Source organism: Lentzea jiangxiensis (genome assembly GCF_900104175.1).
Lineage (GTDB): Bacteria > Actinomycetota > Actinomycetes > Mycobacteriales > Pseudonocardiaceae > Lentzea > Lentzea jiangxiensis.
Genome location: NZ_FNIX01000045.1, coordinates 1 through 16,139, shown reverse-complemented (window position 1 = coordinate 16,139; position 16,139 = coordinate 1). Strand labels below are relative to the sequence as shown.

At 70.9% G+C, this 16,139-nt stretch carries 15 protein-coding genes; 14 read left to right on the top strand and 1 reads right to left on the bottom strand.

The genetic code is table 11. The annotated features are described in order from the left end of the window. The 8 genes from BLQ91_RS39710 to BLQ91_RS43540 form a co-directional block, all read left to right on the top strand. On the top strand, window positions 1-403 hold a 403-nt coding region (locus BLQ91_RS39710; RefSeq protein ID WP_143023112.1), incomplete at its 5' end, for a M23 family metallopeptidase. A gap of 94 nt (window positions 404-497) precedes the next feature. Then, window positions 498-1,925 (top strand): AMP-binding protein, encoded by a 1,428-nt coding sequence (locus tag BLQ91_RS39705; RefSeq protein ID WP_090105738.1) that lies wholly within the window; start codon window positions 498-500, stop codon window positions 1,923-1,925. 275 nt (window positions 1,926-2,200) lie between these two features. Then, on the top strand, window positions 2,201-3,712 hold the full coding sequence (locus BLQ91_RS39695; protein WP_090105733.1) for an HAL/PAL/TAL family ammonia-lyase: 1,512 nt from the start codon (window positions 2,201-2,203) through the stop codon (window positions 3,710-3,712). Continuing rightward, entirely contained in the window at window positions 3,709-4,479 is a 771-nt protein-coding gene (locus tag BLQ91_RS39690; protein ID WP_143023111.1) for an L-tyrosine 3-hydroxylase, read from the top strand. The genes BLQ91_RS39695 and BLQ91_RS39690 overlap by 4 nt, the downstream gene beginning before the upstream one ends. Window positions 4,480-4,492: 13 nt before the next feature. Continuing rightward, window positions 4,493-5,149 (top strand): O-methyltransferase, encoded by a 657-nt coding sequence (locus BLQ91_RS39685; protein ID WP_245734328.1) that lies wholly within the window; start codon window positions 4,493-4,495, stop codon window positions 5,147-5,149. A gap of 88 nt (window positions 5,150-5,237) precedes the next feature. Further along, window positions 5,238-6,188, top strand: coding sequence for an LLM class F420-dependent oxidoreductase (locus tag BLQ91_RS39680; RefSeq protein ID WP_090105743.1), 951 nt, complete (start codon window positions 5,238-5,240; stop codon window positions 6,186-6,188). 2 nt (window positions 6,189-6,190) lie between these two features. After that, a complete protein-coding gene (locus BLQ91_RS39675) occupies window positions 6,191-6,760 on the top strand; it encodes a TetR/AcrR family transcriptional regulator (protein WP_090105729.1) in 570 nt (189 codons plus the stop codon). Between the two features lie 117 nt (window positions 6,761-6,877). Next, window positions 6,878-7,009, top strand: coding sequence for a hypothetical protein (locus tag BLQ91_RS43540; protein WP_281199942.1), 132 nt, complete (start codon window positions 6,878-6,880; stop codon window positions 7,007-7,009). On the opposite strand, the gene BLQ91_RS39670 is transcribed toward BLQ91_RS43540, so the two are convergent. Beyond that, window positions 6,996-7,445 (bottom strand): peroxiredoxin, encoded by a 450-nt coding sequence (locus BLQ91_RS39670; RefSeq protein ID WP_090105727.1) that lies wholly within the window; start codon window positions 7,443-7,445, stop codon window positions 6,996-6,998. The genes BLQ91_RS43540 and BLQ91_RS39670 overlap by 14 nt on opposite strands. 31 nt (window positions 7,446-7,476) lie before the next feature. Between BLQ91_RS39670 and BLQ91_RS39665 the strand changes: the two genes are divergently transcribed. From BLQ91_RS39665 to treY, 6 genes are all read left to right on the top strand, one after another. Then, window positions 7,477-8,388 (top strand): LacI family DNA-binding transcriptional regulator, encoded by a 912-nt coding sequence (locus tag BLQ91_RS39665; protein WP_090105725.1) that lies wholly within the window; start codon window positions 7,477-7,479, stop codon window positions 8,386-8,388. Between the two features lie 102 nt (window positions 8,389-8,490). After that, window positions 8,491-8,916, top strand: coding sequence for a RidA family protein (locus tag BLQ91_RS39660; protein WP_090105723.1), 426 nt, complete (start codon window positions 8,491-8,493; stop codon window positions 8,914-8,916). 104 nt (window positions 8,917-9,020) lie between these two features. Beyond that, a complete protein-coding gene (locus BLQ91_RS39655; protein WP_090105721.1) occupies window positions 9,021-10,832 on the top strand; it encodes a 4-alpha-glucanotransferase in 1,812 nt (603 codons plus the stop codon). Between the two features lie 93 nt (window positions 10,833-10,925). Then, window positions 10,926-11,228 carry a hypothetical protein gene (locus tag BLQ91_RS39650; RefSeq protein ID WP_090105741.1) on the top strand — a complete coding sequence of 101 codons (303 nt, stop codon included), beginning with the start codon at window positions 10,926-10,928 and terminating at the stop codon, window positions 11,226-11,228. Window positions 11,229-11,864: 636 nt separating this feature from the next. Next, entirely contained in the window at window positions 11,865-13,970 is a 2,106-nt protein-coding gene (gene glgX / locus BLQ91_RS39645) for a glycogen debranching protein GlgX (RefSeq protein ID WP_090105719.1), read from the top strand. Next, window positions 13,970-16,048 carry a malto-oligosyltrehalose synthase gene (gene treY / locus BLQ91_RS39640; RefSeq protein WP_090105717.1) on the top strand — a complete coding sequence of 693 codons (2,079 nt, stop codon included), beginning with the start codon at window positions 13,970-13,972 and terminating at the stop codon, window positions 16,046-16,048. The genes glgX and treY overlap by 1 nt, the downstream gene beginning before the upstream one ends. Window positions 16,049-16,139: the final 91 nt, after the last annotated feature.

Genomic DNA, 16,139 nt, shown 5'->3' with positions numbered 1-16,139 from the left:
GGCAGAGGCGAAGCGGCCCCAGTGCGTCAGGCCGGCGCAGGGGTCGTTCACGTCCGGGTTCGGTGCCCGCTGGGGCACGAGCCACAACGGCATCGACATCGCGAACGCGATCGGCACGCCGATCGTCTCCGTCATGGACGGCACGGTGATCGAGGCCGGGCCCGCGTCCGGGTTCGGGCTGTGGGTTCGCGTTCAGCACGAGGACGGCACCATCACCGTCTACGGGCACATGAACACCATCGACGTCGCGCAGGGTGCGAAGGTCAAAGCCGGGCAGCAGATCGCGACGATCGGCAACCGCGGTCAGTCGACCGGGCCGCACCTGCACTTCGAGGTGTGGGTCCAGGGTGGCCAGAAGGTCAACCCCGTGGGCTGGCTCGCCGCGCGTGGCGTGAGCATCTGAGCTGATTCACCCGCACGGCCGCGAAAAGTGCGGATAGTCTCCGGCCACGTCGCCGGGCAGCAGGCCCGGCGACGTGGAACCCGGAGCCGAGCCTGTGATCTACCGCAGCCCCCTGCCGGCGGTGGCCGTTCCCGAGCGCACGGTCCCCGAACACGTCCTGCACCGCGCTCGCCACAACGACAAGATCGCGCTCGTCGACGCCGTCACGGACGAGTCGCTCACGTACGCCGAACTGGCCGAGCAGGTCGAGGCGGTGGCACGAGGCCTTGTGCGAACCGGGATCCGGCCCGGTGACACGGTCGCGATCACGAGCCCGAACCGGCCGCGGTTCGCCGTCGGGCTGCACGCGGTCATGGCGGCGGGTGCGACGGCCGCGCTGATCAACCCGATGCTCACACCGCGCGAGATCGCGCGGCTGAACAAGCTCGCGAACGTCAGCCGGACGCTCGACCTCGACGACCTCCCCTTGGGCGGCAACGATTCCCTGCCGCCGGGAAATCCGCGCGCGCGTGCCGTCGTCCTGTTCTCCAGCGGCACCACCGGAGTCGCCAAAGCCGTCGGGCTGAGCCATCGCGCGGTCGTCGCGAACCTGGAGCAGCACCGCCCCGGCTGGCACATCGGCGAGACCGACGTCCTCGCCGCGAACCTGCCGTTCTTCCACGTCTACGGCTTCACGATCATCCTCAACTCCGGCCTCCTCGGCGGCGCCACGCTCGTGACGATGCCCCGCGGCGACGCCGCCACCTACCTGCGGCGCCTGGCTGACCACCGCGTCACGCGGGCCTACCTGGTGCCCCCGCTCGCCGCCGCCATCGCGGACCACGCCGGGCCGGTGCCGGACCTGTGCCTCCACCACGTCCTCTGCGGTGCCGCCCCGCTCGACGACGCCGTCCGCCGGGAGGCCGAGCGCAAGCTCCGCGCGCCCGTGCGGCAGGGCTACGGGCTCACCGAAGCCGGTGGCACGCACCAGACCTTCGACGACGACGTGGCATCCGACCCCACGAGCATCGGGGTGCTCTGCCCCGGAACGCAGGCGCGCGTCGTCGAGCCGGGCACCACGACCGACGCGCCCGAGGGAGAGATGCTCCTGCGCGGTCCCCAGGTCATGGACGGCTACGTCGGTGACGAGGAGGCCACCAGGCAGGCGTTCGCGGACGGCTGGCTGCGCACCGGAGACCTGGTGCGGGTGCACGAGGGGCGCTTCCACGTAGTCGACCGCATCAAGGAAATGATCAAGTACAAGGGCTACCAGGTGGCGCCGGCCGAGCTGGAAGCGTTGCTGCGCCGACATCCCGCCGTGCGGGACGCCGCCGTCGTCGGTGCGCCCGATCGGGTCAACGGTGAGGTGCCCAAGGCCTTCGTGGTGACGGAAGGCGACGTCACGGCGGAGGAGCTCATGGCGTTCGTGGCCGCTGAGGTGGCGCCTTACAAGAAGGTGCGCCAAATTGTCTTCGTGCGAGAGATACCGAGGTCAGTGTCGGGCAAGGTCCTCCGCAGAACGCTGAAGGAAGCGGATCGGTGAAGTGCCTGAGGTGCAAGGGGTTCGGCCGATCGGCGGCGGCGGACCCGGCGCCGTGGTCAACGTCTCGCGGCGCGCACGGCGGTTCACCCCGGTGGAGCAGTCCGGTGATCATTCGGCCCGAACCGTGCGCGAAGCGTTCGCGCGCCTCGGTGGCGGTGTGAACGCGCCGCGGCACAGTTGAGAATTGCCCCTCGCTTACCTACGTAAGGCCCTTCCTCGCCGACTGGTCAACGGGGATCGTCGCGAGTGGCTCCCCACAGTCCTCAGGAGGCGTCGTGCCTGTCGGAACATCCCCTGCTGCGGTGAACCTGGCCTCGGCACTCGAACCCGCGCACCTGGAACTCGCCCGTTCTCCGCTGCACGTCGAACTTCCCGGCGACGTGCGCGAGCGGGTGGCGCGCTGCCGCGAGTTCGTGCTCGAGGTCAGCGGGTCCGGTCGCGCTGTCTACGGCGTCACAACGGGTTTCGGTCCGCTCGTCGAGTTCGAGGGTCGCGCGGACGGTGCCGGCCAGAGCGACAACACCATCTTGCACCACATAGTCGGGCACGGTGAGCTGCTGCCGCCGGCGGTCACCAGAGCGGCGGTCCTCGCCCGCCTGTTCTCGTTGGCACAGGGGCGGTCCGGCGTGTCCGAGCGGGTCGTGGACTCGCTGACCGCCATGCTGGACACCGAGTTCGCCCCCGCGGTGCCACGGCTGGGCTCCGTCGGCGCGAGCGGCGACCTCCAGCCGCTCGCCTACGTGGCGCATGCTTTGCGCGGCAACGGGAACGCGTTCTTCCGGGATCAGCTGCTCCCGGCGGGAGAAGCGCTTGCCCGCGCGGGCCTGGAGGAGCTGACCCTCGACGGCCGGGACGCGCTGGCCCTGGTGAACGGCATCTCGGTGACCGCCGCGGCACTCGGACTCGCTGTGGCGCAGGCGGTTCGCGCGCGCCGCACGGCGGAGCTGCTGTCGGCCTTGATGACCGACGTCCTGGGCTGCGGCACGGAGTTCACGTCGGTGCGGCTGCTGGCCGCGTTCGGGCACCCCGACGTGGCGGACACCGGTGCGGCGATCAGGACGTGGCTCGAGGGCAGCACGCCGTCCGGTGAGCGCCCGCTGCAGGAGGCCTACAGCATCCGGTGCACGCCACAGCTGATCGGCGCGGCCGCCACGAGCGTGCGGCACGCGGACGAGGTGGTGCGCCGCGACCTCAACGGCGTGAGCGACAACCCGCTGTTCTTCCCGGAGACCGGCGAGGTGGTGCACGGCGGCAACTTCTTCGGCCAGCCCAGCGCCTTCGCGGCCGACCAGCTCACCGTCGCGCTGGCGCAGCTGGGCAACCTGGCCGAGCGCCAGCTCGACCTCCTGGTGGATCCCCGGCGCACCGGCGGGTTGCCACCGATGCTCAGCCCGCTGCCCGGTCAGCACCACGCGCTGCAGGGCGTGCAGATCTCCGCGACGGCGACGGTGGCCGCGATGCGCCGCGCCGCCACACCCGCCTCGGTGCAGAGCCTGCCCACGAACCTGCACAACCAGGACGTCGTCCCCTTCGGCACCCAGGCCGCGTTCACCGCGCTCGACCAGACGCGGCTGCTGCGCCACCTGCACGCCGGCCTCGCGGTCGCGCTGCGCCAGGCGGTGCACGTCGGGGCGCGCCGTCCGCAGGCACCGCGGCTCGCCGAGGTCCTCGACCGGATCGCGGACGAGGTGCCGCCGATCGTGGAGGACCGGCCGCTCGACACGGCGCTCGGCAGGGTCGCCGATCTCCTCGACACCGTTGCGTCCGAAGTGGAGGGTGCGCGATGAGTGCTCCTGTCTGCCTGCCCACGTGGGGTCACACCTGGGTCGACCTGCCCGTGCTGCGCCTGCCGATGCCGGGGGAGGAGCTGATCCCGTGCGCGAACGGCTGCTACCAGCTGCCCATCGCGATCACCACGCCGGAGGACCCCGTCGACCGCGCGGTGCACCGGTGGTTCCTCGGCCACCACGGCGCTTTCCTGGTCTGGAGGTTTCTTTCGGCTTCACTCGATCGGCTGATACGCGAGCCTGATTCGGAGCTGGTGCGCCTCACTGCGCTTGGATACGACGCGTACTCGGCGATGCTCGCCTATTCGGGCAGCTGTTCCCGTGAGGTGTACGAGGACGTCATCAGGCCGATGATGGTGGCGTTCGACCCGGCGTTCAGCGGGCGGTGGGCGCGTGACCACGAACCACTGCCCGGCCTGCTGCGCCGGGCGCGCACCGCGCTGGGGCCCGTGGCGGCCGCACCGCTCACCTCCGCGAGCAAGGCGAACCTGTTGGTGCACCAGGAGGTCATGCGCAAACTCGTGCCCGACGGCCATTCGCTGCTGCGCGAGTCGGGCCGTGCGCGCGTGGCCACCACCGACGCCGAGCGCGCCCGGTTCGACGAGTTCTTCCTCGTGAGCCGGGAGAACGTCTGCGTGAGCCGCTACCGCGCGCACCGCGCCGCAGTCCTGTCCGCTATCGGTCACGACCTGGCAAACCACCCGCTCGGGCCCGGGTGCGGAGCCACACTCGGGAGCAAGCTCAGGACTTTCGTCTCCCGACTATGAGAGTAGGCCGCGCGTGAACGACTTCAAGGCCGTGGTCATGACACCGCAGATCTACCGGTACGTGCGCGAACAGGCAGGTCAGCCGAGCGCGGTGCAGGAGAAGCTGATCGCCCGCACCGCCGAGCTCGGCGACTCGGCGGAGATGCAGGTCCCGCACGAGCAGGCGGTCCTGCTGTCCCTGCTGGTCAAGCTCACCGGCGCGCAGACCGTGGTCGAGGTCGGCACCTACACCGGGTACTCCACGCTGGCGTTCGCGCAGGCGCTCCCACCGCACGGCAGGGTCATCACGTGCGACCTCTCGGTCGAGTGGACGACGATCGCGGAGGAGGCGTGGCAGGCGGCGGGCGTGCGCGACCGGATCGACCTCCGGCTCGGCGCGGCCGCCCAGACGCTGGCGGAGCTGCCGGAGGAGCCGGTCATCGACCTGGTGTTCATCGACGCGGACAAGGTCGGGTACGTGCACTACTGGGACCTGCTGGTGCCGCGCGTGCGGCAGGGCGGACTGCTGCTCGCGGACAACACGCTCTACTACGGCGACGCCGCGGCGGAGCAGCCCGAGGGCAACGCGGCCGCGATCGACGCGTTCAACCGGTTCGTGCGCCGGGACCCGCGGGTGGAGTCGGTGCTGGTGCCCATCGCGGACGGCCTGACGATGGCCAGGAAGAGGTAGGCCGCCGCGCGGTTGTGGGCATACCGACCGGTCGGTAGGGTGGTCTCGAAGTCAGAGACACTCCTAGAAGCTTGGGCTGGTGACGTTCATGGCTCGTTGGGGAATCACGCTGCCGCTGATCGGCGTGCCGGTGCTGGAGCACCGCGCGCTGGTGTCCGAGCTCGCCGGCCTCGGCTACACGGACGTGTGGTCGGCCGAGACGAGCGGCACCGACGCGTTCACGCCGCTCGCGCTGGCCGCGCAGTGGTCCTCCGAGCTGCGCTTCGGCCCGGCGATCGCCCCGGTCTACACGCGCGGCCCCGCGACACTGGCGATGACCGCCGCGACGCTCGCCGAGGTGACCGGCGGGCGGTTCGTGCTGGGCATCGGCTCGTCGTCGCCTGCGATCGTGCAGCGCTGGAACGCGATCCCGTTCGAGGAGCCGTTCAAGCGCACCCGCGACACCCTGCGCTTCCTCAAGGCCGCGCTGGCGGGGGAGAAGGTCAGCGCCGACTACGACACGTTCTCGGTGAAGGGCTTCAAGCTGGAGCGCCCGCCGGCCGAGAAGGTCCCGATCATGCTCGCCGCGCTGCGCCCGAACATGCTGCGCCTCGCCGGTCGCGAGGCCGACGGCGCGATCACCAACTGGCTCGCCGCCACCGACGTCGCGAAGGTGCGCGCGGAGCTGGGCGAGGCCGAACTCGCCGCCCGGATCTTCGTCTGCCCGACCGAGGACGCCGACGCCGCGCGGGCGCTCGGGCGCATGCTCATCAGCACCTACCTGACCGTGCCCGCCTACGCGGCGTTCCACGACTGGCTGGGCCGCGGCGAGGCGCTGCGCCCGATGCACGAGGCGTGGGCGGCGGGCGACCGCAAGGCCGCGTCCAAGGCCATCCCGGACGAGGTCGTGGACGCGCTGGTCGTGCACGGCTCGGTCGACGAGTGCCGCTCCCGCGTCGCCGCGTACCAGACGGCCGGCGTCGACACCCCGATCATCGCGCTGCTCCCGACCGGCGGCGACCAGGTCGAGCAGGTGCGCGCGCTGGCGCCGAAGGGGTAGCGGTGCCCAGCGCGACCGAGCAGAAGATCATCGACGCGGCCGTGCGCCTGTTCGCGTCGCAGGGCTACGACGCGACGTCGGTGCAGGAGATCGTCAACGCCGCCGGGATCACCAAGGGCGCGCTCTACCACTACTTCCGCTCGAAGGACGACCTGCTCTTCGAGATCTACCGGCTGCTGATCACGGCCCAGTCCGCCGACATGGACCGGATCATCGGTCTCGGCCTGCCCGCGGCCGAGACGGTGCGCGAGATCCTCGTGTCGCTCGTCGTCTCGACCGCCGGGCGGGTGGACGAGACCGCGGTGTTCGTCCGGGAGATGCCGCGGCTCGGCGAGGAGCGGATGGCCGACTTCCGCGCCGAACGCCGCCGCTACCACGAGACGTTCCTCGCGGTCGTGGAGAAGGGGCAGGCGGAAGACGAGTTCAGCTCGGCCGTCCCCGCGGACACGGTCGTGCGGATCGCGCTCGGCGTCGTGAACCAGTTGCCCGTGTGGTACCGGCCGGACGGGCCCAAAACGCCCGGTCAGCTCGCCGCGGAGATCGCCGACTTCGTGCTGGCGGGCCTGCGGTAGCGGCGGACGGCGCATGATCGACCTTGTGGGAGAGGGGTCCCATGTCGAACACACCCGCGGAGTACGGGCGTCGCGCCACCGCTGCACGAGGTGTCACGGTCACCCGGGTGGCCGTGGGTGCTGATGCTCGTCGTGGTCGCGGGCCCGGACGGCGCCGAGGTGCACGGCGGGTACACCGTCGACGGAGTGGTGGTCCGGACGGGCAGCGCGTCCGGGCCCTACGGCGTCCTGACGATCACCGACTCCTGAGCACCGCCAGCGCCTTGTCGGCGTGGGCGTTCATCGAGAACTCGCTCTTGACCACCTCGAGGACCACGCGGTCCGTGCCGATGACGAACGTGTGCCGCTTGACCGGCATCGGCCCGAACCGGCGCTTGACGCCGAACCGCTGCGCGACCTCGCCGTCCACGTCGGCGAGCAGCGGGTAGTCGAAGCCGTTGAGCTCGGCGAACTTCTTCTGCGTCGCCACGTCGTCGCGCGAGATCCCGACGCGCTGGGCGCCCACTTCCGCGAACTCGGCGGCGAGGTCGCGGAAGTGGCAGCTCTGCGCCGTGCAGCCGGTGGTCATGGCGGCGGGGTAGAAGAACAGCACGACCGGGCCGTCCTCCAGCAGCGCGGAGAGCTTGCGCTCGGTGCCGTCCTGGTCGGGCAGGGAGAAGTCGGGGGCGACGTCGCCGGGCCTCATGGATCTCCAATACGCTCGGGCCGTGACCAGCATGTCCGACGTGGCCAAGGCCGCAGGGGTGTCCGCTGCGACCGTATCGCGCGCCCTGCGGGGCGAACCGGGCGTGTCCGAGGCGACCAGGCAGCACGTGAGCGAGGTCGCGAGGCAGATGAGGTACGCCATCGCGCGGGACGCCTCGTCCCTGGCCGGTGGGCGCCGGTACGCGATCGCGGTGCTCACGTCCGAGGTCAGCCCGGTGCTCGCGGGCGCGGAGGGAGCGCTGCGGCAGGCCGGGTACGACGTGCTGCTCTACGTCCTCGGCGACACCGCCGCCCGCGCGAAGTTCTTCGACGAGCTGCCGCTGGGCCGCCGCGTGGACGGCGTGCTGCTGCTGTCGATGTCGCTGTCCGCCGCCGAACAGGCCGCGCTGGAGTCGCTGGAGGTCCCGCACGTCGCGGTCGACGACGCGGACCTGCGGCACGCGCTGCGGACCGCCGTCGCGCACCTCGTGACCCTCGGGCACCGCGACGTCGCCCTGGTCCTGTCCGACGGCGTCGACGAGACCTACGACGAGATCCTGCTCGCCGCCGGGCTCACCGTCCGTCCGGAGTGGACGGTGTGGTGCTCGCCGACCGTCGACGGCGGTGAGCAGGTGGCCGACGTGCTGCTCGACGGCGAACGCCTGCCCACGGCGGTCATCAGCTCGAACGGCGCCGCGGCGGTGGGGATCTTCCTGCGCATGCAGCGCGACGGGCGCGCGGTGCCGGACGAGGTGTCGATCGTGTCGCTGGACGGGCAGGAGCTCACCCGCGTGGTCGGGCTGACCGCCGTCGAGGGGGCGGCGGAAGAGCAGGGGGAGCGGGCGGTCGCGGACCTGTTCACGCTGATCAGGGGCGGGGAGGTCGAGCCGGCCGAGCGCCCGGTGCGGCTGGTGGTGCGCAACTCCAGCGGGCCGGTGGGCTGAAGGGGCCCTCCGCCGGGGTCGAGCCGCTCGTGCAGCGTGCCGGCGAGCCCGGCCGTTCGCGTTCCGGGACGCTCGCGCCGGTGGGGACCGTAGGGTGGCGGCATGCCCGCCGAAGAGCGCCTCACCGACGTGCCCGAGCTCCCCGCGACCCCCGGCTACGCCCATGCCGTGACGGTCTCCGGCAAGCTCGCGTTCGTCTCCGGGCAGGTGTCCGTCGACGCCGCGGGCTGCGTGGTCGGGGTGGACGACCTGGCCGCTCAGACGCGGCAGGCGCTGAGCAATCTTCATCACGTCATCTCCAGGTTTGGAGCTGACTGGTCGGATGTCGTGAAGTTCACGTGGTTCGTGCTCGACGCCTCGGAGGTTCAGACCATTCGAGACGTTCGTGACGAGATCCTGCGTCCCGCGCTGGGCGACGTGCACAACCCGGCCAGCACGTTGGTTCAGGTCGCGGCGTTGTTCGGGCCCGACTTCCTCGTCGAGGTCGAGGCGGTCGTCGCTGTGCCCCGCGAAGCATCGGATGTCTGAGCGGATGCGCCGGGGGTGTGCCTCCCGACCGGCCTGCACCCATCGGGTGACCAGGGACCATTTGCTCTGGTAATGCACGTCGAGCTGTGACATAGGTTGTACTCGTGGAGCAGTTGGCGCGGCTGGCGGACGCTTGGGGCGTCGCCACTCGGTACGAAAATGCGGACCAGCAAGAGGTCGTCGTCGACACCGAGGTCGTCGTCAAGGTCTTGGCGCAGTTCGGCGTGGACGCGTCCACTGAGGACTCCGTCGCCCGCGAGCTGGCTCGCGTGGACCGGCGTCGTGCCGAGCGCAAGCTGCCGCCGACGATCGTCGTCCGCGAGTACGAGACGTACGACCTCCACGGCCCCGCGACGATCGAGCTGGAGGACGGCACGTCGCTCGCTGTCGAGCGGCACCTGCCGGACAGCCTGCCGCTCGGGTGGCACCGCGTCGTCACCGCCGAGCAGACCGTCACGCTCGCCGTCGCGCCCAGGACGTTGCCGGAGGTGCCGCACACCTGGGGCTGGATGCTGCAGCTCTACGCCGCCCGTTCGAAGGACTCGTGGGGGATGGGCGACTTCGCCGACCTCGCCACGATCGCCCGCCGCAGCAGCCTCGAGCTCGACGCCGGCGTCGTGCTGGTCAACCCCGTGCAGGCGCCGAGCCCGACCCACCCGGTCGAGCGCTCGCCCTACTCACCCGCGACCCGTCGGTTCGCGAACCCGCTCTACCTGCGCGTGACCGAGACGGCCGAGTTCCTGCAGGCCTGCCCGCGCACCCGGCAGCTCGTCCGGGACCTGCGGCCGCCGAACCAGGACCTGATCGACTACGACGCGATCTGGGACGCCAAGAAGCAGGCCCTCGAGCTGCTCTTCCCCGGCGGCGACGTCGAGATGGACGCCGATCTGGAGAAGTTCGCGACCTACTGCGCGCTCGCCGAGGTCCACGGCGCGGACTGGCGCGAGTGGCCGCACGACCGCGAAGAACCGTCACCCGAACGGGTGGCGTTCTACGCCTGGGTCCAGCACCTGTGCACCCGGCAACTGCAGGACGTGCGGCTGGCCGCGCACGAGGCGGGCATGGCCGTCGGCGTCATCCACGACCTCCCGGTGGGCGTCGCCCCCGGCGGCGCGGACACCTTCGCCGACCCGGACGCGTTCGCCATCGACGTGACGGTCGGGGCGCCGCCCGACGCGTTCAGCGCGGACGGCCAGGGCTGGGGGCTGCCGCCGTGGCGCCCGGACCGGCTCGCCGAGACCGGCTACCGGCCGTTCCGGCAGGTGCTGCGCAGCGTCCTGCAGCACGCGGACGGCATCCGCATCGACCACGTCGCCGGGCTCTGGCGGCTCTGGTGGATTCCGCCGGGCGAGCCGCCGTCGCGCGGCACGTACGTCTACTACGACGCCGACGCGATGCTCGGCGTGCTCGCGCTCGAGGCCTACCGGGCCGGTGCGGTCGTCGTCGGCGAGGACCTCGGCACGGTCGAGCCCGTCGTCACGAAGACGTTGCAGGAGAACGGCATGCTCACGAGCGCCGTCCTCTACTTCCAGCGCGACTACTACGCGGAGGGGCATCCCCTGATCCCGCCGTCGCAGTGGAACCCGAACCAGATGGCCAGCATCTCCACTCACGACCTCCCGACCGCGGCGACGTTCTTCGCGGGCGAGGACGGTCCGGACTTCGACGAGCTGATGCGCCAGGAAGGCGTGAAGGCCGCGGACAGGGTCGAGGGCGCCCACGAGCTGCTCGCGCAGGCACCCTGCGCGTTGGTCCTGACTTCACCTCAGGACGCTCTGCGGGAAACCCGGCAGCCGAACGTGCCGGGCACGATCGACGAGCACCCCAACTGGAGGATCCCGCTCCCGGTGCCCCTGGACGAGTTCTTCCCGCGCGTCCGGGAGATCACCAGGCCCCTCCGCAACCGCGCAAGATGACACTTTCGCGTAACGGCAGGTCACACACCTGCGGAGTACTGTAGGGCCGTCACCCGACGGCGGACGACGAACGTTTTGGAGGTGGCGTACCAGATGAGCTCAGCCGTGGGCACGCGGACATCGACCGGCGTGCTCGAACTGGCCGTCGAGCAGGTCCTCGCCTCGGTGCGACCGACCGCGCTCGGCGACCCGGTGGTCGGGGCACGGCGCGCGGAGGAGTCGCTGCGCGACGCACTGCGGGACGCCGGTCCCGTCGAGGACAACGTCGCCCTGCAGCACGCGCTGGCTTGTGCGGAAGCTGCTTGTGAACACCTGAAGTACGTGGAGATCCAGGAAGCCCGCACCCTTCTGACCGCCGCCCGCGGCCAACTGGTGCTGGCGCACGAAGGAGTGTGACTGCGCCCGGTAGTCGCCTGACGGTGACGATCACCCGATCGGACAAAGCGCTCCCACTCCTGTGAGGACCCTCCTGTGGCGGGCCGGCGACGTCGGTGCCCGCTCGTAGGGTTCGGAGTGTGGTCGTCCACCAGGCCTACCGGCGCGCACCGGACCCGGCACCGGCGCGGACCCCGTCCGCGCCCGGCGGTGCCGCGCGGTCCGCGACCACCCTCGCGCGGGCGTCGACCTGCCGGTCCGCCTCCCGAGCGGTGGGTGCGCGGGACGGGGCCGCCCCGCGCCCGGGAAACCTCCCGGAGTTTCGTCACCCGTACGAGTACGAAGCGTCCCGGCTGGGTAGTCATCTGGACGTGGCCGACCGCTCGCTCCCGTCATTGAAGTCCCGCCCTGCCCGCGGCCCGGCGAAAGCCGGCTCACCGCCGCACGTCCGGGTGCCCGGACGTGCACACCCAGGGCCGGCGGGAGCAGCGCCCAGCCGCCGGGGAGCAACACCCGAACAGCACCACCAGGCCCGGTGAACCCCACCGGAACACCGGACCAGCAGAGGACCCGGACCCCCGGAATCGGCGTGGGTGCAAGCACCTCACCGCCCCGGATAAGGTCTGTCAGCAGCCGCAGTTTGTGACGAGGAGCATCGTGCGACCCTGGCCTGGAAGGCCCTACCCGCTTGGCGCCGGATACGACGGCGTGGGCACCAATTTCGCCCTTTTCTCCGAGGTCGCGGAGTACGTCGAGCTCTGCCTCTTCGACGAGGACGGCACCGAGACACGTGTGAGGCTCCCGGAGGTGGACGGCTTCGTCCACCACGGCTACCTGCTGGGCGTCGGCCCCGGGCAGCGGTACGGCTACCGCGTGCACGGCCCGCACGACCCCGCGAGGGGCCTGCGGTGCAACCCCAACAAGCTCCTGATCGACCCGTACGCCAAGGCGATCTCCGGCGGTATCACGTGGGACGAGGCGCTGTACGGGTACAAGTTCGGCTCGCCCGACGAGCGCAACGACGCCGACTCGGCGCCGCACGTGCCGAAGTCGGTCGTGGTGAACCCGTTCTTCGACTGGTCGAACGACAGGCAGCCCCGGACGCCGTACAACGAGAGCGTCATCTACGAGGCGCACGTCCGCGGCCTCACCATCGACCACCCGGAGATCCCGCCGCGCCTGCGGGGCACCTACGCGGGCCTCGCGCACCCGGTGATGATCGACCACCTGAAGAAGCTCGGGGTCACCGCCGTCGAGCTGATGCCGGTGCACCAGTTCGTCAGCGACCACACCCTGATCGAGCGGCGTCTCAGCAACTACTGGGGCTACAATACGATCGGGTTCTTCGCTCCGCACGACGCCTACGCGGCGATGCCGCTCAACCAGGTGCAGGAGTTCAAGGGCATGGTCCGCGCCCTGCACCAGGCGAACATCGAGGTCATCCTCGACGTCGTCTACAACCACACGGCCGAGGGCAACCACCTCGGCCCGACGTTGTCCATGCGCGGCATCGACAACGAGGCGTACTACCGCCTGGTCGAGGACGACCCGAAGTTCTACATGGACTACACGGGCACCGGGAACTCGCTGAACGTGCGCACGCCGCACACGCTGCAGCTGATCATGGACTCGCTGCGGTACTGGGTCACCGAGATGCACGTCGACGGCTTCCGGTTCGACCTCGCCGCCACGCTGGCCCGCGAGTTCTACGACGTGGACAGGCTGGCGACGTTCTTCGAGGTCGTGCAGCAGGACCCGGTGGTGTCGCAGGTCAAGCTGATCGCGGAGCCGTGGGACGTCGGTCCCGGTGGCTACCAGGTCGGCAACTTCCCTCCACTGTGGACGGAGTGGAACGGCAAGTTCCGCGACACCGTCCGCGACTTCTGGCGCGGTGAGCCCGCCACGCTCGGCGAGTTCGCCTCGCGCATCACCGGCTCGTCCGACCTCTACCAGGACGACGGCCGCCGCCCCTACGCGTCGATCAACTTCGTCACGGCGCACGACGGCTTCACGATGAACGACCTGGTGTCGTACAACGAGAAGCACAACGAGGCCAACGGCGAGGACAACCAGGACGGCGAGAGCCACAACCGGTCCTGGAACTGCGGCGTCGAGGGCCCGACGGACGACCCGGAGGTCCTCGAGCTGCGGCAGCGGCAGCGGCGCAACCTGATGGCGACGATGCTGCTCGCGCAGGGCGTGCCGATGATCGTGAACGGCGACGAGTTCGGCCGCACGCAGCACGGCAACAACAACGCGTACTGCCAGGACAACGAGGTCTCCTGGGTCGACTGGTCGCTGCTCGAGGCCAACTCCGAGCTGGTGGAGTTCACCTCGGCGATCACGGCGTTCCGCAAGGCGCACCCGGTGTTCCGTCGCCGACGCTTCTTCGCGGGCAGGCCCATCCGCAAGGGCGACGAGCTGCGCGACATCGCGTGGTTCACGCCGTCGGGCGAGGAGATGACCGAGCAGAACTGGGAGGACGACTTCGGCAAGTGCATCGTCGTCTTCTTCAACGGCGAGGGCATCCCCGACCTCGACTCGCGCGGCATGCGGGTGGTCGACGACTCGTTCTTGATGGCGTTCAACGCGCACTACGAGGACATCGAGGTGACGCTGCCCGAGGCCGAGTACGGCCCCGAGTGGAGGGTCGTGGTCGACACGGCGACCGGGATGGTCGGCAACGGCGAGAAGCCGATCGCCGCGTCCGGCACGCTGAACCTCACGGCGCGCTCGCTCGTCGTGCTGCAGAGGGTGGGCTGATGGGCGCGCCGTCTTCCACGTACCGGATCCAGTTCACCCCGTCCTTCACGTTCGCCGACGCCGCCGGCGTCGCGGACTACCTGGCCCGCCTCGGCGTCGGCGCCCTCTACGGCTCACCGATGCTCGACGCGCGGGAGGGGTCGACGCACGGCTACGACGTCGTCGACCCGACCAGGGCGAGGCCCGAGCTCGGCGGCGACGCCGGGCGCGCGGCGCTGCAGGACGAGCTGAAGTCGCACGGGCTCGGCCTGGTGGTCGACATCGTGCCGAACCACATGGTCGTGCCGAACCCGTGGTGGGAGGACGTCCTCGAGCACGGGCAGGCCTCGCGCTACGCGCGGTACTTCGACATCGACTGGTCGTCGGGCAAGGTGCTGCTGCCGGTGCTCGCGGAGGACGCCGAGGACGAGGTCCACGAGCACTACCTCAAGGCGAACTGGCGGCGCGGCAACACCGAGCTCAACTACCGCCGCTTCTTCGACATCACCGAGCTCGCGGCCATCCGGGTCGAGGACCCCGAGGTGTTCGAGGCGACCCACCGCGAGGTGCTGTCGTGGGGTGTCACGGGGCTGCGCATCGACCACCCGGACGGCCTCGCCGACCCCGGCGGCTACTTCCGGCGGCTGCGCGAGCACTTCGACGGCTGGCTGGTCGTCGAGAAGATCCTCGGGCCGGACGAGGCGTTGCCGCAGAGCTGGCCCGTCGACGGCACCACGGGCTACGACGCGCTGCGCGAGGTCTGCGGGGTCTTCATCGCGCTGACCGACTCGTTCTCGGGCGACTTCCACGATGTCGAGCACGCCTCGCGGCAGCAGGTCGCGGACTCGATCCTGGTGGCGGAGGTGCGCAGGATCGCGCGGCTCGTGCAGGGCGTCGAGTTCGAGGACGCCTGCCAGGCCGTCGCCGAGGTCATGGTCAACTTCCCGGTGTACCGGTCGTACCTGCCGGAGGGCCGGCGGTACTGGGACACCGCGGTCAGGCTGAGCAAGTCGCCCGCTGTGCGGGCGCTCGACGAACAGGTCCGCGCCGACCCGCACGGCGAGCTGGCGACGAGGATCCAGCAGACCTCCGGGATGGTCGTCGCGAAGGGCACCGAGGACACCGCGTTCTACCGGTACACCAACTTCGTCGCGCTCAACGAGGTCGGCGGTTCCCCCGACCGCTTCGGGATGTCGGTCGACGAGTTCCACCAGCGGGCGGCCCGGCGCGAGTCCGCCGAGCCGGCCGCGATGACCGCGCTGTCGACGCACGACACCAAGCGTTCGGAGGACGTGCGGGCCAGGCTCGCGGTGCTGGCCGAGGTCCCGGACGAGTACCTGGCGTTCGAGACCGCGATGACCGGCAGGTTCGGCCTCTCCGAGCCGACGCTGAACCGCCTGGCGTGGCAGTCGGTCGTCGGCGCGTGGCCGCTCACCGAGGACCGCCTGGGCCAGTACCTGGAGAAGGCATCGCGGGAAGCGAAGATCAGGACGTCGTGGGTCGACCGGGACGCCGAGTTCGACGCCGAGGTGGCCGCGTGGCCCGCCAAGGCCCTGAACTCGCCGGAGGTCGCCGCCTTCGCCGAGCGGATCAAGGTGCCCGGCTGGTCGAACTCGCTGGGGCAGAAGCTGGTCCAGCTCACGGCGCCGGGCGTGCCGGACGTCTACCAGGGCACGGAGCTGTGGGACTTCTCGCTGGTCGACCCGGACAACCGCCGTCCGGTCGACTACGAGGTGCGCCGCCAGCTGCTCGACCGCATCGAGTCCGGCTGGCTTCCGGAGGTCGACGACTCGGGCGCGGCCAAGCTCCTCGTCGTGCAGAAGGCGTTGCAGGTGCGCAAGCGCGGCCTGCGCGGCTACCGGCCGTTGCAGGCCGAAGGCGCGGCCGTCGAGCACGTGCTGGCGTTCGAGCGGTCCGGCGTGATCACGGTGGCGACCAGGCTGCCCGTCGGCCTGGAGCGCAAGGGCTGGCAGGGAACGGTTCTGCCGCTGCCGGCCGGCAGGTGGACGGACGCGCTGACCGGGCGTCCGGCGACGGAGGACCTGGCGTCGTTGCTCGACACCTATCCGGTGGCACTGCTGGTGCGGGGGGATCTGTGAGCTTCTCCGTCTGGGCGCCGACGCCCGAGTCGGTACAGGTGAGGGTCGGCGGCGTCGACCACGAGATGAAGCGCGAAGGCGACTGGTGGCG

Coding starts and splice junctions, on each gene's coding strand:
- BLQ91_RS39690 (WP_143023111.1), top strand. CDS start 3,709: ATGAGTGCTCCTGTCTGCCTGCCCACGTGGGGTCACACCTGGGTCGAC.
- BLQ91_RS39680 (WP_090105743.1), top strand. CDS start 5,238: ATGGCTCGTTGGGGAATCACGCTGCCGCTGATCGGCGTGCCGGTGCTG.
- BLQ91_RS39670 (WP_090105727.1), bottom strand. CDS start 7,445: ATGAGGCCCGGCGACGTCGCCCCCGACTTCTCCCTGCCCGACCAGGAC.
- BLQ91_RS39665 (WP_090105725.1), top strand. CDS start 7,477: ATGTCCGACGTGGCCAAGGCCGCAGGGGTGTCCGCTGCGACCGTATCG.
- BLQ91_RS39660 (WP_090105723.1), top strand. CDS start 8,491: ATGCCCGCCGAAGAGCGCCTCACCGACGTGCCCGAGCTCCCCGCGACC.
- BLQ91_RS39650 (WP_090105741.1), top strand. CDS start 10,926: ATGAGCTCAGCCGTGGGCACGCGGACATCGACCGGCGTGCTCGAACTG.
- treY (WP_090105717.1), top strand. CDS start 13,970: ATGGGCGCGCCGTCTTCCACGTACCGGATCCAGTTCACCCCGTCCTTC.